27 protein-coding genes and 1 pseudogene are annotated in these 26,031 nt (G+C 51.2%); 10 read left to right on the forward strand and 18 right to left on the reverse strand.

The features are described from left to right. The first annotated feature begins 104 nt into the window (after nucleotides 1–104). Together rsmD and J6J34_RS02740 are read left to right on the forward strand one after the other, a co-directional pair. Entirely contained in the window at nucleotides 105–725 is a 621-nt protein-coding gene (rsmD, locus tag J6J34_RS02735; RefSeq protein WP_301719259.1) for a 16S rRNA (guanine(966)-N(2))-methyltransferase RsmD, read from the forward strand. Beyond that, the gene (locus J6J34_RS02740) at nucleotides 722–1,003 is read left to right on the forward strand and encodes a DUF1145 domain-containing protein (protein WP_301719258.1); all 282 of its coding nucleotides are present in this window, start codon (nucleotides 722–724) and stop codon (nucleotides 1,001–1,003) included. The genes rsmD and J6J34_RS02740 overlap by 4 nt, the downstream gene beginning before the upstream one ends. On the opposite strand, the gene J6J34_RS02745 is transcribed toward J6J34_RS02740, so the two are convergent. Beyond that, a complete protein-coding gene (locus tag J6J34_RS02745; protein ID WP_301719257.1) occupies nucleotides 1,000–1,614 on the reverse strand; it encodes a YjaG family protein in 615 nt (204 codons plus the stop codon). The genes J6J34_RS02740 and J6J34_RS02745 overlap by 4 nt on opposite strands. A gap of 105 nt (nucleotides 1,615–1,719) precedes the next feature. On the opposite strand from J6J34_RS02745, the gene J6J34_RS02750 reads away from it, so the two are divergent. Next, the gene (locus tag J6J34_RS02750) at nucleotides 1,720–2,640 is read left to right on the forward strand and encodes a threonine/serine dehydratase (protein WP_301719256.1); all 921 of its coding nucleotides are present in this window, start codon (nucleotides 1,720–1,722) and stop codon (nucleotides 2,638–2,640) included. A 13-nt stretch (nucleotides 2,641–2,653) separates the two neighbouring features. Here J6J34_RS02750 and J6J34_RS02755 read toward each other — a convergent pair whose 3' ends face one another. The 3 genes from J6J34_RS02755 to J6J34_RS02765 all read right to left on the reverse strand — a co-directional run bounded on the left by J6J34_RS02755 (nucleotide 2,654) and on the right by J6J34_RS02765 (nucleotide 5,547). Beyond that, nucleotides 2,654–3,088, reverse strand: coding sequence for a VOC family protein (locus tag J6J34_RS02755; RefSeq protein ID WP_301719255.1), 435 nt, complete (start codon nucleotides 3,086–3,088; stop codon nucleotides 2,654–2,656). 321 nt (nucleotides 3,089–3,409) lie between these two features. Then, nucleotides 3,410–4,573 (reverse strand): cystathionine gamma-synthase, encoded by a 1,164-nt coding sequence (locus tag J6J34_RS02760; protein WP_301719254.1) that lies wholly within the window; start codon nucleotides 4,571–4,573, stop codon nucleotides 3,410–3,412. A 2-nt stretch (nucleotides 4,574–4,575) separates the two neighbouring features. Further along, complete coding sequence (locus tag J6J34_RS02765) at nucleotides 4,576–5,547, reverse strand: PLP-dependent cysteine synthase family protein (protein WP_301719252.1); 972 nt, start codon at nucleotides 5,545–5,547, stop codon at nucleotides 4,576–4,578. 145 nt (nucleotides 5,548–5,692) lie between these two features. Between J6J34_RS02765 and J6J34_RS02770 the strand changes: the two genes are divergently transcribed. Next, nucleotides 5,693–6,286, forward strand: coding sequence for a hypothetical protein (locus tag J6J34_RS02770; RefSeq protein ID WP_301719251.1), 594 nt, complete (start codon nucleotides 5,693–5,695; stop codon nucleotides 6,284–6,286). A gap of 9 nt (nucleotides 6,287–6,295) precedes the next feature. Beyond that, nucleotides 6,296–7,309, forward strand: coding sequence for a low-specificity L-threonine aldolase (gene ltaE, locus J6J34_RS02775; RefSeq protein WP_301719250.1), 1,014 nt, complete (start codon nucleotides 6,296–6,298; stop codon nucleotides 7,307–7,309). Here the strand turns inward: ltaE and J6J34_RS02780 are convergent. Continuing rightward, nucleotides 7,295–8,830: a YifB family Mg chelatase-like AAA ATPase gene (locus J6J34_RS02780; protein WP_301720776.1), complete on the reverse strand. Its 1,536-nt coding sequence runs from the start codon at nucleotides 8,828–8,830 to the stop codon at nucleotides 7,295–7,297. The genes ltaE and J6J34_RS02780 overlap by 15 nt on opposite strands. 350 nt (nucleotides 8,831–9,180) lie before the next feature. Between J6J34_RS02780 and J6J34_RS02785 the strand changes: the two genes are divergently transcribed. Then, nucleotides 9,181–9,939, forward strand: coding sequence for a hypothetical protein (locus J6J34_RS02785; RefSeq protein WP_301719249.1), 759 nt, complete (start codon nucleotides 9,181–9,183; stop codon nucleotides 9,937–9,939). 45 nt (nucleotides 9,940–9,984) lie between these two features. Then, nucleotides 9,985–10,086 (forward strand): annotated as a pseudogene (locus J6J34_RS02790) (integrase core domain-containing protein); the annotation flags it as partial. Here the strand turns inward: J6J34_RS02790 and J6J34_RS02795 are convergent. The 7 genes from J6J34_RS02795 to J6J34_RS02825 all read right to left on the reverse strand — a co-directional run bounded on the left by J6J34_RS02795 (nucleotide 10,058) and on the right by J6J34_RS02825 (nucleotide 14,409). Continuing rightward, complete coding sequence (locus J6J34_RS02795; protein WP_301719248.1) at nucleotides 10,058–10,306, reverse strand: type II toxin-antitoxin system RelE/ParE family toxin; 249 nt, start codon at nucleotides 10,304–10,306, stop codon at nucleotides 10,058–10,060. The pseudogene J6J34_RS02790 and the gene J6J34_RS02795 sit on opposite strands and share 29 nt — an antisense overlap. After that, nucleotides 10,303–10,575, reverse strand: a complete 273-nt coding sequence (locus J6J34_RS02800; protein ID WP_301719246.1) for a CopG family ribbon-helix-helix protein — start codon at nucleotides 10,573–10,575, stop codon at nucleotides 10,303–10,305. The genes J6J34_RS02795 and J6J34_RS02800 overlap by 4 nt, the downstream gene beginning before the upstream one ends. 343 nt (nucleotides 10,576–10,918) lie before the next feature. Continuing rightward, nucleotides 10,919–11,347 (reverse strand): hypothetical protein, encoded by a 429-nt coding sequence (locus tag J6J34_RS02805; RefSeq protein WP_301719245.1) that lies wholly within the window; start codon nucleotides 11,345–11,347, stop codon nucleotides 10,919–10,921. 180 nt (nucleotides 11,348–11,527) lie between these two features. Then, entirely contained in the window at nucleotides 11,528–11,662 is a 135-nt protein-coding gene (locus J6J34_RS02810; protein ID WP_301719244.1) for a hypothetical protein, read from the reverse strand. A 7-nt stretch (nucleotides 11,663–11,669) separates the two neighbouring features. Continuing rightward, the gene (locus J6J34_RS02815) at nucleotides 11,670–12,377 is read right to left on the reverse strand and encodes a hypothetical protein (protein ID WP_301719243.1); all 708 of its coding nucleotides are present in this window, start codon (nucleotides 12,375–12,377) and stop codon (nucleotides 11,670–11,672) included. 13 nt (nucleotides 12,378–12,390) lie between these two features. Continuing rightward, entirely contained in the window at nucleotides 12,391–13,326 is a 936-nt protein-coding gene (locus J6J34_RS02820; protein WP_301719242.1) for a hypothetical protein, read from the reverse strand. A 339-nt stretch (nucleotides 13,327–13,665) separates the two neighbouring features. Continuing rightward, on the reverse strand, nucleotides 13,666–14,409 hold the full coding sequence (locus J6J34_RS02825; protein WP_301719241.1) for a ferredoxin--NADP reductase: 744 nt from the start codon (nucleotides 14,407–14,409) through the stop codon (nucleotides 13,666–13,668). A gap of 92 nt (nucleotides 14,410–14,501) precedes the next feature. On the opposite strand from J6J34_RS02825, the gene J6J34_RS02830 reads away from it, so the two are divergent. Then, nucleotides 14,502–15,179: a hypothetical protein gene (locus J6J34_RS02830; protein WP_301719240.1), complete on the forward strand. Its 678-nt coding sequence runs from the start codon at nucleotides 14,502–14,504 to the stop codon at nucleotides 15,177–15,179. Here J6J34_RS02830 and J6J34_RS02835 read toward each other — a convergent pair. Further along, a complete protein-coding gene (locus J6J34_RS02835) occupies nucleotides 15,176–15,421 on the reverse strand; it encodes an accessory factor UbiK family protein (RefSeq protein ID WP_301719237.1) in 246 nt (81 codons plus the stop codon). The two genes, J6J34_RS02830 and J6J34_RS02835, sit on opposite strands and share 4 nt — an antisense overlap. A gap of 117 nt (nucleotides 15,422–15,538) precedes the next feature. Here J6J34_RS02835 and rep point away from each other — a divergent pair, with 117 nt between their 5' ends. Next, entirely contained in the window at nucleotides 15,539–17,548 is a 2,010-nt protein-coding gene (gene rep / locus J6J34_RS02840) for a DNA helicase Rep (protein ID WP_301719236.1), read from the forward strand. Here the strand turns inward: rep and J6J34_RS02845 are convergent. Further along, entirely contained in the window at nucleotides 17,541–20,099 is a 2,559-nt protein-coding gene (locus J6J34_RS02845) for a sensor domain-containing phosphodiesterase (protein WP_301898440.1), read from the reverse strand. The genes rep and J6J34_RS02845 overlap by 8 nt on opposite strands. 214 nt (nucleotides 20,100–20,313) lie before the next feature. Further along, nucleotides 20,314–20,763 carry a c-type cytochrome gene (locus J6J34_RS02850; protein WP_418055157.1) on the reverse strand — a complete coding sequence of 150 codons (450 nt, stop codon included), beginning with the start codon at nucleotides 20,761–20,763 and terminating at the stop codon, nucleotides 20,314–20,316. Nucleotides 20,764–20,837: 74 nt separating this feature from the next. On the opposite strand from J6J34_RS02850, the gene dinB reads away from it, so the two are divergent. Further along, complete coding sequence (gene dinB, locus J6J34_RS02855) at nucleotides 20,838–21,920, forward strand: DNA polymerase IV (protein ID WP_301719232.1); 1,083 nt, start codon at nucleotides 20,838–20,840, stop codon at nucleotides 21,918–21,920. Here dinB and J6J34_RS02860 read toward each other — a convergent pair. The 3 genes from J6J34_RS02860 to J6J34_RS02870 all read right to left on the reverse strand — a co-directional run bounded on the left by J6J34_RS02860 (nucleotide 21,917) and on the right by J6J34_RS02870 (nucleotide 25,999). Continuing rightward, the gene (locus J6J34_RS02860) at nucleotides 21,917–22,957 is read right to left on the reverse strand and encodes a PepSY-associated TM helix domain-containing protein (protein ID WP_301719231.1); all 1,041 of its coding nucleotides are present in this window, start codon (nucleotides 22,955–22,957) and stop codon (nucleotides 21,917–21,919) included. The genes dinB and J6J34_RS02860 overlap by 4 nt on opposite strands. Beyond that, nucleotides 22,957–25,062: a TonB-dependent receptor gene (locus J6J34_RS02865; protein ID WP_301898441.1), complete on the reverse strand. Its 2,106-nt coding sequence runs from the start codon at nucleotides 25,060–25,062 to the stop codon at nucleotides 22,957–22,959. The genes J6J34_RS02860 and J6J34_RS02865 overlap by 1 nt, the downstream gene beginning before the upstream one ends. A 91-nt stretch (nucleotides 25,063–25,153) precedes the next feature. Then, complete coding sequence (locus J6J34_RS02870) at nucleotides 25,154–25,999, reverse strand: MurR/RpiR family transcriptional regulator (RefSeq protein ID WP_301719229.1); 846 nt, start codon at nucleotides 25,997–25,999, stop codon at nucleotides 25,154–25,156. Nucleotides 26,000–26,031: the final 32 nt, after the last annotated feature.

Here is a 26,031-nt window from a genome sequence, read left to right on the forward strand (position 1 = left end):
GACTCAGTTTACAATGGCGGCAGTTTAACACGTACACTGGCGGTCGGCATCTTGCCAACGCCAACTCACTGCGCCAAATCAGTCAATCCGAGGGCTACTTTAGCATGGGTCGCACTTCAAACAAGCAGAAAAGCGGCAGCCGCGGAGCAGCTGGTCAGCTGCGCATCATCGGCGGCCGGTTACGCGGCCGCAAACTTGCTGTTGCTGATCTGCCAGGGCTACGCCCCACCACCGATCGGGTGCGCGAAACCCTGTTTAACTGGCTGCAATTCGAACTGCCCCAACGCCGTTGTCTGGATCTGTTTGCCGGAACCGGTGCGCTGGGTTTAGAAGCTCTGTCGCGAGGCGCAAGTGAAGTGACCCTGATCGAACGTAATGCGACGGCTGCAGCTCTGTTAACAGAGCACACCCGCGCTTTGAATGACCAGTGCCATGGCAGCGCAACTGTGGCCCAGGCCGATGCGTTGCAATGGCTGACGCAAGCCCAAATGCCGCCCTTTGACATCGTCTTTGTCGACCCACCCTTTCACAGCGATCTCGCAGCACCAGCCTGTGCTTTATTGCAGCAACAGCAGCTGATTCACTCAGGCAGTCTTATTTATCTGGAAACAGAGAAAGAGTGGCCGTTAAAAGTGCCGGCAAACTGGCGTCTGGAACGGGAAAAATTAGCCGGGCAGGTCTGTTATCGCTTATTCACAGTTGCTGCAGAAGAGGATCTTACATGAGTGCTTTAGTCTGGGTTGGCCGTAGTGTTTTCGCCATTATTTGGGGTGCTATGCTGGCCAATATCGTCTGGCCTTTTCCCGGTAAAGGCTTTCCGCTGTTTTTAATTTTGTTGTTTATTCTGGTCACCCTGCACCTGCTCCAGTTGCTGATGTTTGCCACTGTTTATCGGGAGCATATTCAGTGGCGTCGCGGTGACTACTGGCAAATCATTTTTTTCGGGGTGGTCGGCTGGCTGGCCATCGTCCAGGACCAGCCGCACCGGCAGCAGCGAGACTAACTCTCGCTGTCACGTTCCATGCCAATATTGGTAATGCCCTCGGTCACCACCATCTCCTGCAGTTGCCGTACCATCATCTGCGTCGGTGCGTCGGCTGAGCGCTGCATTGCTTCCAGGAAGTCGAGCAGAGCTTGCTGCACCTCCACTTCATAAACAGCCAGCTCATGCTCACGTACCAGCTCGCGGCGTGCTTCAGCTTCAAGTTCAGCGCCTTCTGTCAGCTCTAGAAACTTGGCCACACTCGCCTGCGAAACTTTCGCTACACTGACCAGATCGGCCGTTTTTGGATCCAGCAAACTTTCCAGCATGGTACTGATTGCGGTGCAGGCATCCATCGCCGGATAAACCCCCAGCATGTCATGGCCATATTCACTTGGGGTAACGTCATCGATCTTTTCCTGCCAACGGGCAAAGTTAACCTTCACTTTTTTGCCCTGCCAGCTCCAGTCCCAGCACGCATTCAAGGCGCCACGCAACGGCTTAGGGTCGCCAAATCCGGTCACCTGATGAAACAGTTCGTAGTTCGGGTACATACGTTCACACAGATAAAGCGCAGCCAATACCTGAAAATTGAAATTGAGTTCGCGAAAACGTTGGAAAGTATTCAGCATGTAACGTCCATTAATCCTTGTCCTGTGTTGGTCATGGCCACATCATAGCACTCGTGACGAATTCCATGTAATCTGTTCGCAAATACCTAAGTATCAGATAACTGCATGATGACTTTTGAAGCGATTGCCGCAGCCGCCGACCGGATCGCCGCCCGCGCACTGCGTACTCCGGTAAAACGGTCGGATGAACTTGATGCCGCGTTGGGCTGTCAAGTGTATTTGAAATGTGAAAACCTGCAAAAAAGTGGCGCGTTCAAATTTCGTGGGGCCTGTAATGCCTTATTGCAACTTGCTCCAGAGCAACGCTCCCAGGGGGTCATCACCGTATCCTCCGGCAATCATGGTGCCGCCCTTGCCTGCGCCGGCAAAATGCTCGGCGTCGAAGTAACCGTTGGCGTCGCCAGCAACGCATCGCCGTTAAAGCGCAGCAATATGGTGCGTTACGGCGCAAAGATCATACCTATTGAGCCGGGTATGGAGGCGCGCGAGGCCTTTTTAGCAGAACACCGGGCACAAGGTGCCATCATTATACCGCCCTACGATCATCCAGACATCATTGCCGGACAGGGTACCGCGGCGTTGGAGTTGCTCGAAGCTTACCCACGCTTATGGGGGCTGGTGGCGCCGCTTGGCGGCGGCGGTCTGTTAAGTGGCAGTTGCCTGGTTGCGACGCATTTCGACACCTTTTGTTATGGCGTGGAGCCAGAGCTTGCTGCCGATGGCAAGCAGTCGCTGGAGCGTGGTGAAATTCAACCGGCAATGCCACCGAAAAGTATTTGTGACGGTCTGTTAACCAGCCTGGGCAAACACACCTTTGCGATCTTACAGGAGCAAGTCACCGATGTTTTGCTGGTGTCGGATCAGGAAGTGGAAGCCGCTCAGCAGCTCGTTAAGGAATGTACAGGAATGTGGATAGAGCCTTCATCAGCGACAACTATTGCTGCACTTAAGCGCTATCCTGAAATCTTTGCAGAAAAACAGGTGGGCGTCATCATTAGCGGCGGCAACGTCCCGCCTCGCGAGTAACCCACTAGCTGTTTCAGGAAGCGAACAGCTGTGACAAGTCTTTGAACGCTTTAAATTCGAGTGCGTTGCCACTGTAATCGTAGAAAAACATGGTCGCCTGCTCACCGGGCTTGCCAGCGAAGCGCACATGAGGTTCGATGACAAATTGAATGCCCTTCGCGGCAACGCGATCGGCTAATTCACGCCAGGTTTCCATTGTCAGCACCACGCCAAAGTGCGGCACTGGAACGGCATGCCCATCGACCGGATTATGATGCGCAACACCCGTTTGTTCAGGTGCCAGATGGGTAACCAGCTGATGGCCGTAAAAATCCCAGTCCACCCATTCTTCGGCACTGCGGCCTTCACTACAGCCGAGTACGTCGCCATAAAACTCACGCGCACGGGCGATGTTATCGACAGGAATGGCGAGATGAAATGGTCGTACTGCAGAATCGACAGAGCTCATAATGAATCTTTACTCAAGCTAATGTTTAACAGTCATCATAGTTGCAGGTCGACGCCACATGCGGACGCCAACAGCAACCATCAATAGTGCCCAATTGATCGGTGGAATCATTCCACAAATTAGAACGGCAAGCATACTCCACAACGGCTGGCGATGGTGTTGACCGACCAGCACATAAAACAACAATGCCGCCACTAAACCTTGTAATAAGAACAGGCTAAGAGGCATAAGATAACCCTTGTTTTTGTGTTTCTAATAATTGTTGAGTAAGCCTACCGTAACTTCATTCAATTGTAAAAGAATGTAAATGGACCTGTATTATCAGTCAGTTAGCGCCTGATCCAGATCAGCAATCAAGTCATCTACGTCTTCAATACCCACCGAAATTCGCACGAAATTATCCAGAATACCGAGTTTCTCGCGGTTCTCTTTTGGAATCGATGCGTGGGTCATAATCGCCGGATGTTCAATCAGGCTTTCCACTCCACCCAGACTTTCCGCAAGGGCAAAAATCTCGACTTTCTCGAGGAAAGTGCGTGCTTTTTCGATGTCGCCTTTTAACAGGATTGAGATCATCCCGCCAAAGCCAGACATCTGCTTTTTCGCCAGCTCATGTTGCGGATGACTCGTCAGGCCCGGATGGATAACTTTCTCCACCGCTGGGTGTTGCTCAAGCCATTTAGCGATGGTCAACGCTGCTTCATTGTGCTGTTTCATCCGCAAGGCGAGGGTTTTCACACCGCGCAATGCCAGGTAGCTATCAAAAGGTCCGGCTACCGCGCCCACTGAGTTTTGTAAAAACGCCATTTGCTCAGCCAGCTCTTCATTATCACCCACCACCGCAATGCCACCGACCATGTCTGAGTGACCATTGAGGTATTTCGTAGCTGAGTGCATGACAATATCCGCACCCATATCGAGCGGCAGCTGGTTATAAGGTGTCGCAAAGGTATTATCGACCACCACAATGATGTTGTGCTGTTTCGCAATCGCTACGATGGCTTCAATATCCACCAGCTTTAACATCGGATTACTTGGTGTCTCGACCCAAATCATCCGGGTTTTTTCAGTGATAGCTGCTTTAACTTCGCCCATGTCACTGAGGTCAACATAGGAGAATTCCAAGCCCGCAGAACGTCCGCGCACCTTATCAAACAAGCGGAAAGTGCCGCCGTAAAGGTCATCCATCGCCACCACATGATCGCCACTATTAAGGATTTCCATAATGGTCGAAGTAGCAGCCATACCCGAGCCAAAAGCGAATCCGCGGCTACCATTTTCCAGGCTTGCTACGGCGCGCTCCCAGGCAAATCGTGTTGGATTGTGTGAACGCGAGTACTCAAACCCTTTGTGCACACCCGGGCTTTCCTGAATATAGGTTGAGCTGGTAAAAATCGGTGGCATCACCGCGCCAGTAGCTGGCTCAGGTGATTGTCCGCCGTGAATACTTTTGGTTGCAAATTTCATCTTCTTGGCGTCCGCCATGCTTACTCCTCCAGCAGATTTTGAGCGGCCATCCACTCATCATTGTATAGTTTCGAGAGGTAACGATTGCCGGTATCACAGGCTAAAGTTACGACACGTTTCGGTTCGGTTTGGTCGCGGCAATAACGTAGTGCCGCAGTGATCAGCGTGCCACTTGAAGACCCCACCATAACGCCCTCTTTGACCAGCAGTTGCCGGGCCGTTTGGAAGGCATCTTTATCGCTTACGGCATAGGCTTTGTTGGCGAGCTTGATTTCACAAATATCTGGAATAAAGTCTTCGCCAATGCCTTCTACCAACCAGCTTCCGGCTTCTACGGTTTCATCGCGATTGACCAAAGGTTCGAGAATCGAGCCTTCCGGATCCGCCAGCACCAAATCCACATCCGGGTTTTGTTCACGTAAATAACGACCGACGCCAGTTAAGGTACCACCTGAGCCTACCCCACAAACGAACGCATCAAGATTGCCTTCCATCTGATTCCAGATCTCAGGACCTGTGGTCTCATAATGTGCAGTCACATTGGCGTCGTTGGTAAACTGGTTCACGTAGAAGTAGCCGTGCTCTTTAGCTAAACGCGCAGCGACATCCTGATAATATTCCGGATGCCCTTTTTGCACGTCCGAGCGGGTGCGCAGCACCTCCGCGCCCATAGCTTTAAGGTTATTCACTTTCTCAGATGACATTTTATCAGGCATCACGATTTGTAACGGATAGCCTTTACTTGCGGCAACCAAAGCCAGACCTAAACCGGTATTGCCCGCAGTGGCCTCGATGATCGTCATGCCCGGTTTTAAATCACCAGACTGCTCGGCCGCTTCGATCATACTGACCGCAATTCTGTCTTTAATCGAACCGCCCGGGTTTAAGTTTTCTAATTTTAAATACAACTCACAGGGGCCGGTATCGATATTGCTGACTTTGACCATTGGCGTGTTGCCAATCATTTCCAATACGTTTTGATAAACTCGCATGCTGTGATTCCCATTCAATCTTTAAGTTGCGGCATTATCGCACGATGCACACTGATGATGCCAATTTGTGCCTGTTCTTTCATCATGCTTTTTCGCATAAGTTATGGCACATTATGAGCACACACTCTTAAGTTAGGATAGTTGCATGTCAACTTCATCACAGTTTTTCCGTCCTTTGATTATCCTTGGCAGCCTGATCGGTATCACCGCGTGTCAGCCCCAGGCTGCGGATCCACAGGACGCCTTTATGGCTAAATTTACCCCCTATTGCGGCAACGCTTACGCCGCTGAAATCGTTGCGGATAATCAACCGAGCGAAACCTGGCAGCAGGATCTCGTCGTCCACATCCGTGATTGCGAAGCGAATGTTATCCGTATGCCTTTGCACGTCGGTGAAGATCGCTCCCGCACCTGGGTGCTGACCCGGACCACCGATGGCATCGACTTCCAGCACATTCATTTACATGAAGATGGCACGCCGGACGCGGTGTCGCCTTATGGTGGCCAGACCGTGGCCATTGGCAGTCCTGATATGCAGGCCTTCCCGGTGGATGAGGCAAGTAAAGCGTTGTTTATCGAAAATGGTCTTGATGTCTCCACCGCCAATACCTGGATCATTTCCTTCGAAGACGAAACCATGTATTACGAGCTTACCCGTCCGGGTCGCGAGTTTGTGGTGGCCGTTGATTTATCTCAACCTGTCACCGAGCCGCCTGCGGCTTGGGGCTATGCGAAATAGGAGCGCAACGTGGTACTCGATTTACGCAGTGATACCGTGACGCAACCGACCGCCGCCATGCGCGATGCCATGGCGGCCGCGCCGGTTGGGGATGATGTGTTCGGCGACGACCCGACTATTAATGCCTTACAGGAACGTGTTGCCGCAATGACCGGCAAAGAATCGGCGCTGATTGCCGCCAGCGGCACGCAAACCAACTTACTGGCGCTATTGAGTCACTGCCAGCGCGGTGAGGAGTATCTAGTCGGTCAGGAATACCATACCTATCGCTACGAAGCCGGCGGTGCTGCCGTGCTTGGTGGCATAGTGCCGCAACCCTTCGAAGTCGAAGCCGACGGTACTTTAGATCTCGCCAAGGTAGAGCAGCGCATTAAGCCCGACGACCCGCACTTCCCTATCACTCGGCTGCTGGCACTGGAAAACACCCATACCGGAAAGCTTATTCCGCAAGCGTACATGGAGCGCGCGCGAAAGCTGGTGGAAAAGCACGGTCTGAAACTGCATTTAGATGGTGCGCGTATCGCTAATGCTGCGGTCGCCAGTGGTCTTTCTCTGGCAGAGTTGGCAGCGCCATTTGATAGCGTTTCAATTTGCTTCTCCAAAGGTCTGGGTACACCGATTGGCTCGGTGCTGGTTGGCGATCGCGCATTTATTGCCCGTGCTCACCGGTGGCGTAAAATGCTGGGTGGCGGTATGCGCCAGGCCGGAATTGTAGCCGCTGCTATGGATTATGCCCTCGATCATCATATCGAGCGTCTCGCCGACGACCACGTCAATGCCGAAAAGCTTGCCGCAGGCCTGAGTCAGCTCGATGGCCTCGATGTTGAGCCGGCGCAAACTAATATGGTCTACGTCAATTTTGCCTCTGCAGACAGGGCCAAAAAAGTAAGTGAGTACTTACGCAAGCACGACATCATCGTTGGTACAGCGCAACGCATGCGATTGGTGACCCACCTTGGTATTCCGGCCACGACCATCGACCAAATCGTCAGCAGCTTCGCTAACGCGTTAAAGGTCCTGTAATTGCTGCAACAGGCGGTCCAGAGCCCGATAGCTTAAGGCTTCGGCGAGGTGGGTTTTGCTGATGTGCTCAGCGCCCGCCGCATCGGCTATGGTGCGGGCAAGCCTTAACACCCGATGATAAGCTCGGTGCGATAAGTTAAAGCGTTCGATGGCGGAGACCAAAAAACCGTGGTCTTCGTCACTGAGCCGACAAACATCGGCAAGTTGCGCGGTTTCCAGCTCTGAGTTTAAGCACTTTTGACGTTTCAACTGCAACCCGCGAACCGCCTCGACCTGTTCGCGCAACAATGGCGTTTGCGGTTCCTGTTGCTGATGCTGTTGTTGCAACACAGCGGGTTGCCGGGGAACCGAGACCTGCATATCAATGCGATCTAACAGCGGGCCGGAAAGTTTCCCCAGGTAACGCGTGATCTGATCCGGGCTGGCGCGCGCACTCGCCAGGGTGCCATCAAAATGTCCGCAGGGAGACGGATTCAACGCACACACTAACTGAAACTGCGCCGGAAACTTGGCTTGATAGCCCGCGCGACTAATTGAAACCTGCCCGGACTCCAGGGGCTCACGCAGCGAGTCCAGTACATGCCGGGAAAATTCGGGTAACTCATCTAAGAACAACAAAGCCTTATGAGCCAATGAAATTTCGCCCGGCTGCGGCGGTGAGCCTCCGCCCACTAAGGCCGCGGCCGAACAGGAATGGTGCGGCGCCCGCATACTTCGTTGCAACCAACTCTGTGGGGTTGCGGCGCGGTGTTCGTAGCCCGCGACACTGCGTACTGCAGCAACTTCCAGACCTTCCTCGTCGCTTAACGGTGGCAACAATCCGAGCAACCGTTGGGCCAGCATGGTTTTACCGGTGCCCGGTGGTCCGACAAATAATAAATGATGTCCACCCATCGCAGCCAGTACTAAAGCTCGCTTGGCTTGCTCCTGACCGATGACATCGGCAAGATCACCGCCCGGGTAAACATAGCTGGTCTCGGCTACCGGCTTCACCGGTGGCAGTCGATGAGGCCCCGACAAATGTTCGACGACATCACGCAGGCTCTCGCCCACCACACATTGTTGCTCCCGAATGACCTGTGCCTCTGCCAGGTTATCCAGTGGAATGACCGCCTCCCGGCCTTCCCGCCGACACGCCAGTAACGCTGGCAACATGCCCTCTACCCCGCGCAATTCACCATTGAGCGTCAGCTCACCGTAAAACTCCCGCGATACCACCGAACTCTCGCTTAACTGACCATCGGCAGCGAGAATGCCCATGGCAATAGCCAGATCGTAACGCGCGCCATGCTTAGGTAAATCGGCTGGTGCTAAATTGACGGTGATCTTGCTGCCCCGGGGAAAGTTAAATTCACTCGCCTGAATAGCTGAGCGCACCCGGTCACGCGCCTCCCTCACTCCCGCCTGCGGCATCCCAACGACCGTAAAGGCCGGCAACCCCGCCGCCAGGCACACTTCAACCGTCACCAAGGGTGCTTCCATGCCATACAATGCCCGGGTAAACACCCGCGCCAAACTAATCGATCCCATCGTCACTCCTTTGACCGTCGCCCGCAGGCACACTCCATCAAACAAGTATAACGATGTCTCTCGAATGAAACGTCATCAGAGCGACTGATTTAGCTGTACGCCATCATCGTTTGGTTTGTAAATCGTAAAATCGGGGATTACAACCATTCCACTACAGATACGCAAGAGAACGCTCCTATGCGAAGCTCGCTCAAAAAAATGGTCGTCCCATTAAAAGTATCTTTGAAAGTTGACAAATCCACACACCGTTCTTATTTTTTTTAACTTAAATGCTACATTTTTGAAAATCAGCTTTACTACCTTTAACGCTTAAATTACATGAGCAATGAGGATTATCCATAATGAAGTTACCACTTATATCATTATTACTAATTGCATTACTGTCATCACTAGGGACTGTTCCTGTCAATGCTAAAGAAAGACCAAGACCAGATCCAGGTGCAGAAGTAATGCTCCTTGTGGCATCGACGGTGGGTCTCTCACGAGACGAGCTTAACCGAGCTTTTAAAGTCATATCAGACTTTCAATCTCGTAAATTTACCCTCTCGGAACTTGATTCACTTTCAGATGATGACGTACTTGCCAAAATTAACTTCGCAACAGAGCCTTACGCGAGTCTCGACAGCCAGCAATTAATGTTAGTTGCTAAGCGCTATGAAATTGAAACTGAATTGTTGGCTGATCGAGCTGGTGTTGATGTTGAGAAGTTTCGCCAGTTTTATCGAACTTTTGATAGGACATTGACGCTCGCTCTGCGTCTAAATCGCTACGTTTCAGCAAAGCAGAATACTATATCCTCGACTGATTCCTCACTCAGCTATTTTGATGAGGATGACTTCGACGGCCCGCTTATAGATTGCGACCGTTCTTGCGAGGCGGTTCAAGAGAAAGTTTGGGACGATTTCATAGACCAGCTAAATATAGTCGGTGATATGCAGGACTGGGAGAATCAACAAAATGACGAGCAACCAATAGGAACCGTCGCCCGCATTGTTGATAGTGAATCAGGAAACTTCATTGAAGTCAGAAAGCAGTTTAGTACCGTTTCCTGGGTACCATTAACAGGCGGTTCGGACTGTGGAGCTGCAGCTTGCATTTGAATCTTAGCTAGTCGAGTACTCATTTTTCAATCGAGCAAAACTAAAGGCGTTCGCTTGAGCTTCATTCAGCCAGGGAAGCCGACACAGAATGTGTTTGTGGAAAGCCTGAACGGCAAATTCAGGAACGAGTGTCTGAGCCAACACTGGTGTCAACAACAAGGTCAAAGACGACATCCCGCACGGCTCCTACTTCAGGCGCTTGCGTGACCGGTGTGCCAAGGTGTGGAAAGCTTTTTAGTAAACTCAGCTTTTCGATAAGTTGCGCTGCAGTCTCTGCTGCTGCATGAGGGTTATGGACTGCAATGAATGCTTCTAAGCGCTGTAAATCCTGAATGGCCACGTCCGTGTAAACCAAGTTCATTTTCATTCAAGCGGTCCTTTTTTATCTTCCTCTCCTTCAGTGCCCCAGCTTGCCAACCAATCGTGGACTGTATCACCGGGAACAACATTCCCTTGCGCGGCAAATTCCATCGCTTGCAACGTCTCGTTCCACCGTTGCTGTTCTAGTTTCCGCTTTTCAATGAATTCAGATAGCGCCTGTTTGATCACCCATCCCTTGGAGCGATGCAGTTTATCAGCGATAGCCTGAACCTCTTGTTCAATATCGTCTTGTAAACGCACGGTAGTTACACCCATAAGTCCGACCTACTTTTGACTACAATGTTATACATTGTGGTGGAATAGAGTTTAATCGCCAGAGCTGGTGTCCACTTTTGTCGTTAAACGGTCTCTCAAAGTACGAAAATTTTTAGGAAAGTCTTAACAGCAACACCTTTAAGCCGTGGCTAAACCTAGCTTTAACGGTTTACCACAGTACCCATGACTGCCGTTTTGGACATACGAGCATGCCCGAAGGACGGAAGGCAGGATGCCAGTTCTGCCATGTGGCGCGTTCGCTGTTCCAATACTGGCCTGAACAAACATGTCTGTAACATATTTGAACATCGCTTGCGATGGCCGGAGGGACGAGAAAAGCTCGTTACATCGCTTTTTCATCCTTGGCATTTATAAAACTACTCAAATCACTTATTTGTAAACGCTTAGGACAGAGCTCAAGCTGCCCCTCTGGGTGATAGGCGATATCGATCTCAACACGATAATCCTGATTTAACGGTAAACAACCGACGGAAAGATAGCGTTGCTCCCACAATTCAACACTTAGCTTTGATACCGCAACAAGTTTATCTTGGGCCGTCGAGTATATGGAAACCGTAGAAATTACATTGCTTAATAACTTTCCGTCTCGCTTAAAAGCTGGGGTTTCAATTTCCACAATTGAACACATCGCTCGATAGTTTTCGCCCAAAGCTTCGACGCGCACCTCCACACCTTCAAGATGAGTCTGCGCTGGTAAAACGGGTGACATCGAGATCAAGCATAGCGCCGAAACAGGCAATAATATTTTCAATTAGTGTCCTCCATTCTGAGGCCTAAATGTCACCCAACGCCCCATTTTGCAGTCCTTGCCAACCATTTTAATTTACCAGATAAGGGACTGAGGGAGCCGTAACAGGTTGATTTAACGGGTTTGCTAATTTTTGTCCAAATGAGCTCGTCCCTTTTGAACCCGTCTCGCAAGAGTAAAGCTTTACAGGTTGTTTACGATCGCTAACTCGCCTTCGAGCCAAATATAGCTTTTCACATGCGAGCCGTCTTTGGTTTCACTCAGCAGTTCGCCGCTTTGGCCATACAAAAAGTGGCACTCCGCGGTCAGCGATCCCACGATAAGCTCAATATGCAAGACGGCATTGCTTTTTTAGCAAACTAATAAACAGTTCTCTGTGGGCCATATCTTTTAGCAAGCGAATACGGTATTCCTGCTCGTCACCCGCCTCATCTTTGGCTAGTATACAAAGTATATCGCCATGCGAATCCAACTCAATAACACCGACCCAACTGCGCTTTTGTTCAACTTTCAGCAGACTCTGAAAAGGCACTACTACCTTTCCTGTTTGCACACCATCAAGCTCGACCGTTTCATCTCTAAATTCAGCAGAATTAAAGATTGCTGGGATCAACGTAGCGAAGTAGATATAGAAAACAAGAAGGATAGGTATCGGCAGTAGTAGTAACGGCGATGGTTCCTTCACAGAATAAAGCATCAACAGGTATATCGGTGTTGCGAGAGAACAAACCATCATGCCTTGAATAAGCCGATTACGTCTGGCTTTGGGGGTCATAGACACGAACTTAGTCGCGACCACTTTTGTTCTTGCTGGCTCGTTCAGCACCAGCTTTCGGGATAATTGTGAGACAATGAACACTGCCGCGAGTATTGCTAACAGGAATCCTGTACTGGGTATGTTCGCGTAGGGCGCGTCGTTGGATGGACCTTTGAGCATCGGCGGTAACATAACAAGGCCAACTATCACCACCGCTGCGCCAACAATTATTCGATAAATTACCTTCCTAGTGGCAGGATTCTTTAAACTAAACATAAAAGTATTTCCTTTAAATCGGAAAACAAATAACGTGGGAAGTGGGGTCTGAGAATGGGCTACTAGTGGTTGCTGTTCTGCAACGATATAGCTGGTCCCATGCAAGATCAACTAGGGGATTACTGTCAGGAGTCGTTACAGTTCCCGGTGCTACACTGCCGCCACCCTGGTTTTGGTCGTCGTCATTACGCTCCAACTCACACGCTTCTAGCTCAAACTGGGTTTGGTTAAATGACGCAAGGCACACATCTATTCTTGATCGAAAGCTGTTGTGAGACGCAGCAACTGCGCTCATTCCAACAGCGCAGGTCGCCCCGCCTGTAAGAGCGCATCCAGCGATAGCGGCCATAAACGTAGCTAAATCTGTATAACGTTCACTTCTTGAGCATTGCTCAAGGGTTGCTGAGCCATCATAGGGATAAGCGCTACGAGCTCCTACAACAGAACAAAAAGCAGAAGTTTGCGTAGTCAAAGTCTGCTCAAATGAATCTATACCTATATGTGGAGGACACGGCATTCCTGGACGAACTTCTACATGGCAGAATGGGTCTGTCGGGGCTTCTGTCTGAGAAATATACGGATGATGATTGGCGTAACTTGAGAGAACATTGGTTGCATCTTCTGTCATGTTGAATTGCGACGGGACTCCAAACATTCCAGGTTGGATACTATTGGTCTCGGGATTGAAGTACACGATGTCATCTGTGGATTGATTTAAAACAAAGAAACTTCCGTCGTCAAACGTAACCGTGATCAGCTCATTCGCGTAATCAAGATTCACGATAAAAGAACTAGCTTCTTCATCCACGTTAATGAACCTAAATTGACCATGATGATCGATATATGAAAAGCCGTGCGGTGACGTATCCATAGTATCCTGAAACGCCTCAGCCTTACCGACAAGTAGAGCATAAGCAATAGTCAACATTAGAAGAAAAAACAACCTCATAGCGAATTAACTCCTACCCCAAGAAAAAGTGCGATAGTAATAATTTAAAATTAATTAAACTTTTTATACATTTTACAAACAAAACACTCAAGCTTTAATTAATAATATTTATACAATTCCCTGAGTACCAGCGTGAAGGATGTTCAATATTCTGTGTCAACGAAGTTTTCATAAGTCGATGTAGTCATCCAGTCGATCTTAGAAGTGGGTGGGCGGCTGGATTCGTAGCTCATATTTGGATGACGTGGTTGTGGCTGCAAGCTCGTTGCTCGCCAGTCAAGCGAGCTATATTGTCGCCTTAGCAACTGTTGACGATAGCTTGGCTAAACGCGATGTGGCTTACCAGTAATGTTCCACAGTCACGTTGCCCGGCTTGCGACGCAGGTTTTTTGGCAGGCCTTTGTCGGCGAGTACTTGCTTGGCGTCGCGGATCATCTCGGGGTTGCCACATAACATGACCTGCGCGTTTTCGTTGAGCTCATCGCCCAGAGCAGCTTCCAGCTGGCCGTCGACAATAAGGGATGGAATTCGACCACGCAGCGCGCCGGTGGCGTCTTCGCGGCTTACCACAGGCTGATAATGAAGTTGCCCGGGATGGGCAGCAACCCAATCCAGTATTTGTTGCTGATAGGCTAAGTCAGCCTCGTATCGCACCGCATGAATCAGATGGATCCGCGCAAAACGTTCGTATGGAATCGTGGTCGTCAGCATAGACAGATAAGGGCCAATGCCGGTACCCGTAGAAATCAGCCACAAGCTCTCGCCTTCCGGCACTTCATTCAGGGTAAAGAAGCCAGTTGGAGGCTGACTGACTTCGATCGACTGGCCGGCGCGTAAATCATGCAGCCGCGGTGAGAAATCGCCGTCATGCACACGGTTCACCAGAAAATCGAGGATCGGATCATCGGGACCATTGACCAGTGAATACGCACGCTGAATGCGCTGCTCCTCAGTGTGCAAGCCTAAGCGCACAAACTGCCCGGCGATAAACTCAAACGGCTTAGGTACCCGCACCCGTAAGCTGAATAACTCATTGTTCCACGCATGATTCTCAATCACTTCGCCAGTCATCCACTGTGCCATGGGTACCACCTTTCAAATTAATAAATTGACGTCACTAACCTTATGCTAGCATTACTGGTAGAGTACGCGTTTCTTAACTACAGGGCTAGGTTATGGTCAGCAAATTCTACTTTTTGGCGTTCGTCTTTCTGCTTGCTGTGGCAGGTTGCAGTGATGCCTCTGATAACCAGCAACCGCAAGAGCCTGTGCTGCGTTACAGCCAGCTGAAAGTTTGTGAGTTTGCCGAAAATCTAGCTCAGCTTGATGTCTCAGCGCCAAGTGCAAAACAGCTTCGTTTCCTGAATGAACAGTGGCGCACGCTGCAACAGGATAATGCATTACGCCCCGCCGAAGCTGAACACCTGCAACACGTCATGAGCGCCCTCAATTACCATTTAGCTCGGGACTCGTTAGCACGAATTCAAGAGGTGCTCGCTCATACTGAGCGAACCTATGAACAAATCGAAGGATTGCGCCGCTTTAGTTCGAATCCGAAAGAAATGAAAGTGCCCGACTCGATTATCCGTAATCTGCGCAATGCTGTGCAGGATTGCTGTGCAGACGCGTTAAGCCGTAACGCCAGCGCACTGCTGCGCGAAGATGAAGAATCTGCGCGGTACGCGATTGGCCGCCGTGCCTATTTTATCCAACGCGACGTGAATCGTATTCTCAATAATGAGCTGACGTTCACTGCCTATCGTGAACGCCTGCAACAAGCAGCTGCGGAGCTTCCTGACGCACCGGCGCCGATCGATGTCTCCGCATCCTGGGTAACGTGCCGCTCGACTTAAAGCTCTTTATCTTGCTGCAATGCCTGCACTTGTTTTTCCAGCTCTTCAACACGCTGGCGTAAGCGCAATAACAGTTGTTGCTGGATATCCAGCTCTTCATGAGTGACAACGTCCAGCTTACTCAGCTGCTGTTGCAGGATTTGTTTGGTTCGCTGCTCCATGCTTCCGGCAAAATCCTTCATGCCAGCTGGGATGCTGTCATTGATTTGCTTGGCGATATCTTCAATTTTCTTCGCGTCCATCTCAAACTCCTTGGGCGAATTAGGGAATAGTCTTTTAGCTTAGCAGGAGTTTACGGTAAAATCTGCTCTTCAGTTCGCTGCTACAGCGCCATTTTCCCTCACTTTAACAGGACAATCATGCAGTTAAATCCTCGCCAACAAGAAGCAGTCGAAGCCATCGGTGGTCCGGTGCTGGTACTCGCTGGCGCGGGCAGTGGCAAAACGCGCGTGATTACCGAGAAAATTGCTTACCTGATCACCCGCTGTCAGTATCAGGCTCGTCATATAGCCGCCGTGACCTTTACCAATAAAGCCGCACGCGAAATGAAAGAGCGCATCGGTAAGACGCTGGGGCGCCATCAGATCCGTGGTTTAACCGTATCGACGTTTCATACCCTGGGGCTGAGTATTATCCGCAAAGAGGTCAAACATCTTGGTCTCAAGTCTGGTTTTTCACTGTTTGACGACCAGGACAGCTTTGCCTTACTTAAAGCCCTTACCGAACCTGAACTGGACGGCGATAAAGACACTCTGAAACGGCTGCAGAGCCAAATTGGTAACTGGAAAAATGCCATGTGGACACCACAACAAGCGCTGTCCCATGCAAAGACACCAGATGAAGAAGAATTTGCCGAGTTTTACCGTCGCTACCAGCAAAATATGCGCGCCTGCAATGCCTTAGATTTTGATGATCTTATCTTGCTGCCGACGCAACTGCTGGCCAGCGACCCGGCCGTCCGCGAACGTTGGCAGAAGAAGTTCCAATACTTATTGGTTGATGAATATCAGGATACCAATACCTCGCAGTATCAGCTGGTAAAGTTACTGGTTGGCGAGCGTGCGCGCTTCACTGTGGTAGGCGATGACGATCAGTCCATCTATTCCTGGCGCGGCGCGCAACCGCAGAACCTGGCACTTTTGCAACAAGACTTTCCCCAGCTGCAGGTGATTAAGCTTGAGCAAAATTATCGCTCCCATGGTCGTATTCTTAAGTCAGCGAATATTCTGATTGAGAACAATCCTCACGTATTTGAGAAAAAGCTGTTCTCAGAAATGGAGTACGGGGTGCCGCTGCGGGTGATTTATGGCCGTAATGAAGAGCATGAGGCAGAGCGTGTGGTTGCTGAAATTGTACGGCGCCGCTTTTTAGAGCGCACCCCCTACTCCCATTTTGCGGTGCTGTACCGCGGCAACCACCAGTCCCGCATTTTTGAAAAAGCCTTGCTGACCAACCGAATTCCGTACCGCATGACCGGTGGCCAAAGCTTTTTTGCCCGGGCCGAAGTCAAAGACATCATGGCCTACCTGCGCTTGCTCATGAACCCGACCGATGACACGGCCTTTATTCGGGTCGTCAATGTCCCTAAGCGAGGTATTGGTCCGCATACGGTGGAGCGCATCGGCGAACTGGCCCACGAGTTACACACCAGTTTGCTGGAAGCCGCACAGCATCAAGCGTTAAAAACACGGTTAGGAAGCCGCGAGTATCAATCGGTACAGCTGTTTACTCACCTGATCAGCCAAACCGCACGGCGTTGCGATCATAGTCCCGAGGTGATGCCAGCACTTTACCATCTGATCAAAGAAATCGGCTATGAGGAATGGCTGTACGAAGCCAGCCCCAGCCAGAGCGCGGCGGAAATGCGTTACAAGAACATCAGTGAACTGCTGCGCTGGGTCGGGGAAATGCTCAAGGGTGACGACGACCACGAACCGTTAAACTTTGAACAAGCCGTCGCCAAGTTATGTTTACGCGACTTAATGTCGCGTCATGAAGAAGAAGAGTTTGGCGACCAGGTGCAACTGATGACCCTGCACGCCTCCAAAGGTCTGGAATTTCCGCATGTTTTTCTGGTGGGCATGGAAGAAGGCTTATTACCTCACCAATCGAGCATCGACGACAATATGGTCGAGGAAGAACGCCGGCTGGCTTATGTCGGTATTACCCGCGCCCAGCAGTCATTAATCTTTACCATGGCGAAAGAACGCCGCCAATATGGTGATGTACTCAGACCGGAGCCGAGCCGTTTCTTGTTTGAGTTACCGCAAGATGACCTGGAATGGGAAGGTAAAACGCCAATTACGCCTGAACGGGAAGAAGAATCACGCAACGATGGCTTGTCGATGTTGCGGAATGCGCTTAAATAGCCTCTTGCTTTTGTTTTGTTTCAACCCACACGGGTTCACCCAGTTGCTTGCCAACGCCAATCTGTACCCCTGCGTCCCTTAACGCCTGCAACTGTTCTTTGCTATCAATCCCGGCAGCTGCAATGGTGATCGACAGTTCGTTACACAGGTTGACGACGTTTCTGACCATCACTCCCGCGCGTTCGCTATTTGCCGTTTCTTCGACAAAGCGGGGATCCAGTTTCACGTGGGTGAACGGATAATTCAGCAAGTACTGTAAAGCTCCTGAGCTACGGCCGAATTCATTCAGGGCTAGCCCAACACCGGCATCAGCCAGGGTTTTGAGGGCAGTAAGCTGACGTTTTGAATTATCGCTCAGCTCCGTCTCGCTGAACTCGAAGACCAGTTGCTTAGGCGATACGCCGGCGCTTTTGATAATGCCCAGCAGAGCTTTGACATCGGCCAACTTGTACAGGTGTTTGGTAGATAGACTTACATAAATGGGGACGTTGCTCTTGCCCTCACAGAGTATTTCGCAGCAACGGGTCAGCATCCAGTGATCGAGCGACAAAATCATGCCGGTCTTTTCGGCCACGTTCAGGAAACTTTGTGCCGTCAGCAACTGATCACCGCGCTGCCAGCGCACCAGCACCTCACGCGCCTTGGGCTTACCGTCGACTAACGAAACAAGGTCGAACTGCTGGAGCAGGAAGTCCTGATCAAACTGCGCATGCCGTAGCTCGCTCTCACGATGTAACGACGCCACCAGATCTTTATGGATACTCTCGTCGAACACTACGAAGCGGCCACGGCCCATGCCTTTGGCCTGATACATAGCCGCATCAGCGTCCCGCAATAAGCGTTCTGCTGAATCATTGCGCGATTTGCATTCTGCGATACCCACACTGGCACCGGAATAGTGTTCAGTCTCACCAAACTCAAAAGGTTGACGCATATGCTCGATGATCCGCGAAGCAACATCTTTGGCATCATCTATGTGGTGAATAAGATTCAGTAAAATAACGAATTCATCTCCACCTAAGCGCGCCACAGTATCATTGTCACGCACGCACTCACCGATACGCCGGCTGGCCTCAAGCAAAAATTCATCGCCCGCCGAGTGGCCCAACGAGTCATTGATATCCTTAAAGCGATCGAGATCGACAAACAACACGGCAAAGTTATGGCTGGGGAAACGGCGCTTTTGATTGAGTGCCTGCTGCAAACGCTCGGTAAACATAGAGCGGTTCGGAAGGCCTGTTAACGCATCATGATGCGCATCGTAGAAAAGTTTTTCTTCGATCTTCTTACGGCGCTCGATTTCGTTGACCAGCTCTTCGGTGCGCTCGGCAACCTTTTTCTCGAGGAAGGCATTCACCCGGCGCACTTCATCAGCATTACGGCGTCGCTCAATCGCTACAGCGACGTGCTGAGAAACAAAGTTCAGCAGTTCAAGGTCGTCTTGTTTGTAGCTCACATCGCCATTATAGGTCTGTACTGAGAGTACGCCGATAACCTCATCGTCCACTAACAGAGGTGATCCTAGCCATTGTTTTGGTCGGGTTCCATAATATCTGATGGGGCCCTCGACCTTGCCTGCTGCGACGAGTTGTTCATAAGCCTGCTCATCAATAAAGACCGCTTTCCGGGTCGAAATGACATACTCCGTCATACCTTTGCCCAAGGGCCGTCGATCGACTAACTGGCTGTCACGTTCATCCACGTAATAGGGAAACCGGATATGTTTGCGGTCGTCATCGAGCAAGGCGACGAAAAAGTTGTCATTGTTCATCAGCAAGCCAATTTGCCGATGTAACTGAGTAAAGAAGTTGTCCATGCTCTCGGAGGTATTGGTCAGCTCAGAAATACCGTACAGCACAGCAGAGAGTTTTTCGGCGCGTTTGCGCTCAGCGACCTGCTCTTCAAGATTTGCATTTATGTCGCGCAGATTAGCCGTTTGCCGATCGATTTCCTCGCGCATAAACTCACGCTGACGAATCCGCTCCAGGGCGTTAACGATGTGCTGAGAAACGAACATGAAGAGCTCTTTATCGGCACGCGTATAGCCCTCACCGTCGGTGTAGCTTTGCACCACCATCGCCCCGATAACACGCTCGCCGCTACAAAGTGGCACCCCTAGCCAATCGATCGGTGGCGAGCCTAGATCAGAGACTTCGCCTGACTCGACCAAGGCACTGAAATTTTCTTCATTGAGCAAAAAGGGTTGGGCTTTACGAATCACATAACCTGTCAGACCTTTTCGCAAGACTTCCGCGGGAAATTGCTCGTTACTTGGCACATCGTCATATTCATCGGCGAAGTACACAAATTTTACGGTGTCTTGTTGTTGGTCGAACAAGCAGACGAAAAAGTTTCTGGCCACCATAAGTTCATCGATAATGGCATGCAGGGCAGGATAAAACTCTGACATATCGCGTGCGGATGAGGCAAGTTCAGAGATTCGGAAGAGTGCTTTTTGGACAACTTCGGACTGCCGGTACTTTAGAGCAATGCTTTTCAGACGTACTACTGCCTTGCGCAAGCGCGCAATGTCGCGAGAATCTGTAGACAACTGATGTTGGTTTGGCATCGGCTTTGAAAAGCTCTAATTGGTTATTTTTTCGTCGTATATTGAGTTTTTGTATGCTTTTTTGTGAACGAACTTGCAATCGATTATATCTTTACATTCCTGTACAAGAAAGGCTTTTGCTGGATTTTTCAGCTATTTTTAGGCAAAAAAAAACCGCCGAAGCGGTTTTTATCATTTAAATCAGTTGTTTCATCACTTAAATGTCAGCGATCATGTAATCGATTGCTGCTTGAATCTCATCATCGCTACAATCGCCACAGGTCCCTTTCGGTGGCATCGCGTTGTAACCTTCAATCGCGTGCTTTAACACTGTGTCCATACCCTGAGCCAAACGTGGCTCCCAATCTGCCTCGTTATTGAGCTTCGGTGCGCCTAATACACCGCCGGTGTGGCAAGCTGCACAAAACTGGTTGTAAACCGCTTCACCTGAGCGTGCTGCAGTACTACCGGAATCACCACCTGGGGCTGCATCCGCACTACCTGTGCGCACTTGACCGATAGGCGCAATACGCTTAGCAATATCTTCATTCTTGTCTTGTGGCAACATTGTCGCGCCAGCGCTACCGACCACGAAGGCCAAAGCGGCGGCAAACAAACGACCCGATTTTACAGCTTTCAATACGTTCACAGTGGACTCCTGTTTCATTGAGTTGAGCTTGCACGCTCACTTAGTTGTTGCGATTATAGCCAGATTCCGTCCAAGGTTAAACATTTCGTTTTATGTCCCAGCAATCGACCTTTAATACGCGCAAAATTGCGCTTCTGGATCTTGATGCCTTCTTCGCCAGCGCCGAAGTCTTGCGTGATCCGAGCCTGCGCGATCGGCCGTTTGCCGTCGGTGGCGGCAGCGAACGTGGCGTAGTAGCGACCGCGAACTACCTGGCCCGTCAATTCGGTGTTCGCAGCGCAATGTCCGGTGCCCACGCCCGGCGTCTGTGTCCCCACTTGCACTTCGTTAGCCCTGATCATCGCTATTACCGTGAGCTTTCCAGACAGGTACTGGCCGTCTTGCAGCAGGTAACGGATCAGGTCGAACCCGCTTCGATCGACGAATTCTACCTCGACCTGACGGAAAATAAGGATTATCACGGCAGCGCCTCGTTAACCATGGAAGCCATACGCGGGGAGTTGCGTAAACTTGGCTTGACAGCATCTGCCGGTATTAGTTGTCAAAAAATGGTCGCCAAAATCGCTAGTGAGGAACAAAAACCTGATGGTCAGTTTGTCGTACCTCCGGATCAGGTGGTGCCCTACATCGCCCAACTGAGCCTGAAACGCATCCCGGGGGTCGGACCGAAGAGCCTTGAGCGGTTGCAACATGCCGGGTTTTACACCGGCCTTGATATTCAGGCCGCCAAACTGGAGCGCTTGCAGCGCTTATTAGGCGAAAAAGCCGGCTGGTTATTACAGCAACGTTGCAATGGTATCGACCAACGCCCGGTCGTTACCGAACGCACCCGCAAAAGCGTCGGCTGCGAGGAAACCTTGCGGCATGACTTTCAACAGTTGCGCCAGCTGGAGAAGTTTCTTGATGAAGTTTTGCTGCCCCAACTGCAAAAACGCCTGGGACAAAGCCGTTGGCAGGACACCCACATCAAAAGCCAGACAGTAAAACTTAAGTTTAGTGACTTCCAGCAAACCACGGTGTCCCGCACCGCGAAAACCGCTTCACCCAGTTTGTTTTACCAGTTACTGCGCGAGGCCTGGGATCGTCGTGACCAACGCGGCGTGCGCCTGGTCGGCCTCAGTGTGGCGTTGCCTGACCCAGATGAACAGTTGCAGCTGGAATTGGATCTGGACTAGTGCGCCCGCTGCCGGCGCTTTACCCAAAACCAGACGCCAGTTACTGGCAATAGCATCAGTACCAGACCGCCCAGCAAAGTTACCAGCAACCAGATGATGCCACCCACCGCAGCGACATGCAGCGGATAAATAAGCTGCGACAACTGAAACCCTAAAGCTTTATTGCGTACATCGTCGGCACTGATGAGTGGCCCTTGTGCGGCAAAGGTCAGGTAACTGCGGCCGTTTGGATGCCACTCGTCGCTATACTTTAAGCGCATCCGATACGCGCCTTCCGCATTAGCTTGTAAGTACACCAGCCGTGGCTTTTGATCGGGCCAGAAGCGCTCAGCAATGGCAAACCGTTGCTGCCAGTTCGTCGCACTCGCGGTGGGTAGTTCCGCGGTTGGCCGTGTTTGGGTTTGCGGGAACATCGCGGTCAATGTGGAATTTACCGTCGCTGCATACATGATGGCAGTACCCGTCAGCAACAGCACCGCAACCGGCACCAGCGCCAGCACCCCCGAGGTGCGATGCAGTTGCCAGAGCGTTGCCCGAAACTGCCGCGAACGCGGCCCATGCCAGCGCACGCTGAAAACACGCCAGCTCCAGTTTCGTGGCCACCAGCGGACCATGCCGGCAATGACCAGCAACAGGCTTAGCAATCCGAATATGCCCATCAGATCTTTACCCAGCTCGTCCAGCAGCAGGTGATGATGAAACTCAACAAACCAGGAAATCCAGTCGCCAAGGTGGGGTCGCGCCAGTACCGCAGAGCCAGCGGCATCGAAATAATGGGTCACACCCTCAGCATCGACGACCTCGATCCAGGGCTTATCTGCCCGCGGCAGATAGGCGTAGCCCGCCTGGAACCGATCAAAAACCCTGGCAGCATCGGCAGTTGACGGGACTTCAGCCAGCCGTAGTTCGGGGTACTGCAGTTGCAGCAGTTCAGTCTTATACAAAAGCAGAGTGCCCGTTAACGAAACGAGCACCACCCAAAGACTTAATGTAAGGCCGAGCCACTTATGGACCCGGCCAAACCCATGTCGCCACATCAGAAGCTATAGTTCCAGTTCAGGCTTAAGGTACGACCGCGACCAGTGAAGTTACGTGAGTCCGAACCTGCCGTCTGCGCATAGTAAGTGAAGTAGTACTCATCCAATAAGTTCTCAACACCGACGGTGAACTGGCCATAATCCATGGTCTCGATAAGGACCTGCAGATCCAGAGTCTGGTAACCATCAAAGTTATTAATGGCTTGTGCGCCACTGTAAATGTCGCGATCAAACAGCATGTTGTACTGCAAACGGCTGCTGACTAATGCGCCCCACTGCTGCTCCCAGTAGAGATTGGCACGCTCGGGAGCGATGTTACGACCGCCCAGTTCGCTATCCACCCGGTCGTCGCCGTCGCTGTCGTATTCACCATCGGTTTTGGCGTAGTTCATGCCAAAGCTGGTGTAGGCCGACCAGGCATAGTTCGCGCTCAGTTCGACACCACTGATTTCCGTGCGCTCACGTTTGACGCTGTAGAAACCGTCGGCGTCGGCTTGTAAGCGGGCACCAAGGTCAGAGTCTGAGGTGAAGTAGCTGGCACTCAGATTCAGTGCGTTACCGCGGTACTCAATGCCAATTTCCTGATTGTCAGCAATCACTGGCTGCAAATCCAGGAAGCTGGCTACGCTCAAGTTGGGCTGGCTGATGCCGCGCAGTACGCGCCCTACATCAGGCATACTGAAGCCTTCCGAGTAGCTGGCAAAGACACGCCAGTCTCTGGTCAATTCGTAAACCGCGCCGACATTTGGCAATAGCTCGTTAAACGACGGTTCACCGCCTTCCACGAAAACGCTGCCGTAGCTGGCCAGCGTGGTGAAATCGTCCACGTTCAGCTTGCCGTATTCGTAGCGCACGCCGCCACTTAAGGTCAGCCCCTGGTTGCGGTAGCGCACTTGCGCAAACGGCGCCCAGTTGTCAAAAGTGGTTTCCGGTACCCATTTACGCCCGGTTTGTGCCAGTTCCTGAAAAGTACTGTCGCGCAAATAATCGACCCCGCTGCTCACGGCAATGGGTAAGTCCGCCACTTTGTTCCAGTTCATGGTTAAGCGTGAGCCGTATTTCTGTGAATCGTTACGCGACTGATCAAAGATGTTGTCGCCGTACGCCGGATCTTGGAACGTGGCATAGGTGCCACCCCCGTAAAGGGCCGAAAAGTCCTGTGAGAACAGCTGCCAGTTTAAGTCGGCGCCTAATACATCAGTGTTACGGTAAGTGACTGTTGTAGTCGTCACCTTATTGCGCGGTGCTTCACCTGCGGCAGGCTCTTCCACTGAGAGGGTCGGCTCACCTGTACTGCGATCGCCACCCACGGACGAGTAGTCGCCGTTACCTTCCATATCGAAATGGTTCAGCATAACCTCAAGGCTTTGGTTGGCATCGATGCGATATCCCAGCTTGGCAAACACATCGTAGCTTTCCGAATCCATGGTATCGCCTTGCGCCATATCAACACCGATCAGCTGACCGTTGCCGTCCACATACATGCCGGTGCTACGCAGTTGCACACCCGCTACCGCAGAGACATCACCAGAAGCGCCACGGAACAGATAGCCGGTGCGGTAACTCAAACCTTCACTGGTTTCGCTGGTCGGCGCGGTGATGCCTGCGTTGACTTCATGGCTGGCACCCTGCTCGGCAGACTTAGTGACGATATTAATGATACCGCCGCTGGCGCCCATGCCCTGGATGGCGCTGGCACCGTGAATAATTTCAACCCGCTCAATCATTAGTGGATCGATGGTATAAGACGCCCGCGCGCCGTTACGCAACGGATTGGACTGCGGCACGCCATCAATCAGATACAGTGGCTCACGACCGCGCAGGGTCTCACCGGAACTGGTTAGCTTCTGCCGCGAAGGGGAAAACGCCGGGACTAAATTGCCAAGTACATCAGACAGCGTGTCGGCGCTGGCCAGTTGCTGGCGCAGGTCGGCACCATCAATCACCGTCACTGTCGCGGGAATAGTTGCGGTGGTTTGTTCGGTACGGCTTGCCGTGATTTTAATGCGTTCGTCAGCTTTAACGACCTGACTGTCTTGTTCCTGTGCGACAGCAGGTGTCGCGATAAGAGTGGCAATACTCAAACTCAGCATGGTTTTTTTCATAACTACGAATCCTATGTGCGCGATGTCTAAAAAATTTGCGCTAATGATAACGATTCGTATTTAAGATTCAATACCTAAATGGGAATAGTTTTCATTTGGTATCTAACAGATTGTGCGAATTCATACTTTCTTCGATTAAACTATCGACTTTCAGGGTTTGGCACAGCTGCACATAGAGCATATGGCACAAGTGCTGCATCCCTAACTGCATCAGCACACTGTCCATGCGCATATGGGTATCGCCGCCCAACGCAAATAAGCTGATATCGGCCAGCACACTGGTTGGATTATTACCATAGCGGGTCAGTGAGATGACCTTCGCACCTTTGCTTTTTGCCTGCCGCACAATCTTCAGTACATCGCTGTTCTGGCCGCCGTCGCTTATGGCAAACAGTACGCTGCCCTCACTGAGGGTCGTCGCCATCTGTACCTGCAACGCCGGATCAGTGCTGCTTAAGGTCACTTTACCCATCTGCATTAAGCGCAGCACAAAATCTTTCGCCACGATCGCTGATTTGCCAAAGCCCATTACCTGTATGGTTTCGGCAGCGGTGAGCACGCGCAACGCCTGCTGCAGTTTTTCGACTTCGTTAATGTCAGCTACACCCTGCATGACGGCATAGTTTGCATCGCGCAACTCGGCAAAAGTTGCAGCGATGGAACGCTCCTGAGAAGGATGGCTGGCTTGCGTTCGCGACTGACTGGTAGCAGACACTACCGCTTCGTTGACGGCAAACTTCAGATCCGGGTAGCCACGATAGCCAAGCTTTTGACTGAACTTGACCACACTGGACTGGCTCACGCCGATGGCATCAGCCAGCTGCTGTGAGGAGTAATCGCGCAACAGATGGGTATTCTCAAGAATAAAATCCGCCAGCTTGCGCTCGATTAACGACATATCTTCGCGCATTGCGCGTATTTTTAATAAACAGGACATAGGTGCTGTCTTTCTTCATAATCTATGAAAGT

Source organism: Pseudidiomarina terrestris (assembly GCF_030466405.1).
GTDB classification, from domain to species: Bacteria; Pseudomonadota; Gammaproteobacteria; order Enterobacterales; family Alteromonadaceae; genus Pseudidiomarina; species Pseudidiomarina terrestris.

What these genes read in the sequence shown, in the direction of transcription:
- rsmD (WP_301719259.1), top strand. Translation starts at nt 105, where the DNA reads ATGGGTCGCACTTCAAACAAGCAGAAAAGCGGCAGCCGCGGAGCAGCT.
- J6J34_RS02740 (WP_301719258.1), top strand. Translation starts at nt 722, where the DNA reads ATGAGTGCTTTAGTCTGGGTTGGCCGTAGTGTTTTCGCCATTATTTGG.
- J6J34_RS02745 (WP_301719257.1), bottom strand. Translation starts at nt 1,614, where the DNA reads ATGCTGAATACTTTCCAACGTTTTCGCGAACTCAATTTCAATTTTCAG.
- J6J34_RS02750 (WP_301719256.1), top strand. Translation starts at nt 1,720, where the DNA reads ATGATGACTTTTGAAGCGATTGCCGCAGCCGCCGACCGGATCGCCGCC.
- J6J34_RS02755 (WP_301719255.1), bottom strand. Translation starts at nt 3,088, where the DNA reads ATGAGCTCTGTCGATTCTGCAGTACGACCATTTCATCTCGCCATTCCT.
- J6J34_RS02760 (WP_301719254.1), bottom strand. Translation starts at nt 4,573, where the DNA reads ATGGCGGACGCCAAGAAGATGAAATTTGCAACCAAAAGTATTCACGGC.
- J6J34_RS02765 (WP_301719252.1), bottom strand. Translation starts at nt 5,547, where the DNA reads ATGCGAGTTTATCAAAACGTATTGGAAATGATTGGCAACACGCCAATG.
- J6J34_RS02770 (WP_301719251.1), top strand. Translation starts at nt 5,693, where the DNA reads ATGTCAACTTCATCACAGTTTTTCCGTCCTTTGATTATCCTTGGCAGC.
- J6J34_RS02785 (WP_301719249.1), top strand. Translation starts at nt 9,181, where the DNA reads ATGAAGTTACCACTTATATCATTATTACTAATTGCATTACTGTCATCA.
- J6J34_RS02795 (WP_301719248.1), bottom strand. Translation starts at nt 10,306, where the DNA reads ATGAAAATGAACTTGGTTTACACGGACGTGGCCATTCAGGATTTACAG.
- J6J34_RS02800 (WP_301719246.1), bottom strand. Translation starts at nt 10,575, where the DNA reads ATGGGTGTAACTACCGTGCGTTTACAAGACGATATTGAACAAGAGGTT.
- J6J34_RS02815 (WP_301719243.1), bottom strand. Translation starts at nt 12,377, where the DNA reads ATGTTTAGTTTAAAGAATCCTGCCACTAGGAAGGTAATTTATCGAATA.
- J6J34_RS02820 (WP_301719242.1), bottom strand. Translation starts at nt 13,326, where the DNA reads ATGAGGTTGTTTTTTCTTCTAATGTTGACTATTGCTTATGCTCTACTT.
- J6J34_RS02825 (WP_301719241.1), bottom strand. Translation starts at nt 14,409, where the DNA reads ATGGCACAGTGGATGACTGGCGAAGTGATTGAGAATCATGCGTGGAAC.
- J6J34_RS02830 (WP_301719240.1), top strand. Translation starts at nt 14,502, where the DNA reads ATGGTCAGCAAATTCTACTTTTTGGCGTTCGTCTTTCTGCTTGCTGTG.
- J6J34_RS02835 (WP_301719237.1), bottom strand. Translation starts at nt 15,421, where the DNA reads ATGGACGCGAAGAAAATTGAAGATATCGCCAAGCAAATCAATGACAGC.
- rep (WP_301719236.1), top strand. Translation starts at nt 15,539, where the DNA reads ATGCAGTTAAATCCTCGCCAACAAGAAGCAGTCGAAGCCATCGGTGGT.
- J6J34_RS02850 (WP_418055157.1), bottom strand. Translation starts at nt 20,763, where the DNA reads ATGAAACAGGAGTCCACTGTGAACGTATTGAAAGCTGTAAAATCGGGT.
- dinB (WP_301719232.1), top strand. Translation starts at nt 20,838, where the DNA reads ATGTCCCAGCAATCGACCTTTAATACGCGCAAAATTGCGCTTCTGGAT.
- J6J34_RS02860 (WP_301719231.1), bottom strand. Translation starts at nt 22,957, where the DNA reads ATGTGGCGACATGGGTTTGGCCGGGTCCATAAGTGGCTCGGCCTTACA.
- J6J34_RS02865 (WP_301898441.1), bottom strand. Translation starts at nt 25,062, where the DNA reads ATGAAAAAAACCATGCTGAGTTTGAGTATTGCCACTCTTATCGCGACA.
- J6J34_RS02870 (WP_301719229.1), bottom strand. Translation starts at nt 25,999, where the DNA reads ATGTCCTGTTTATTAAAAATACGCGCAATGCGCGAAGATATGTCGTTA.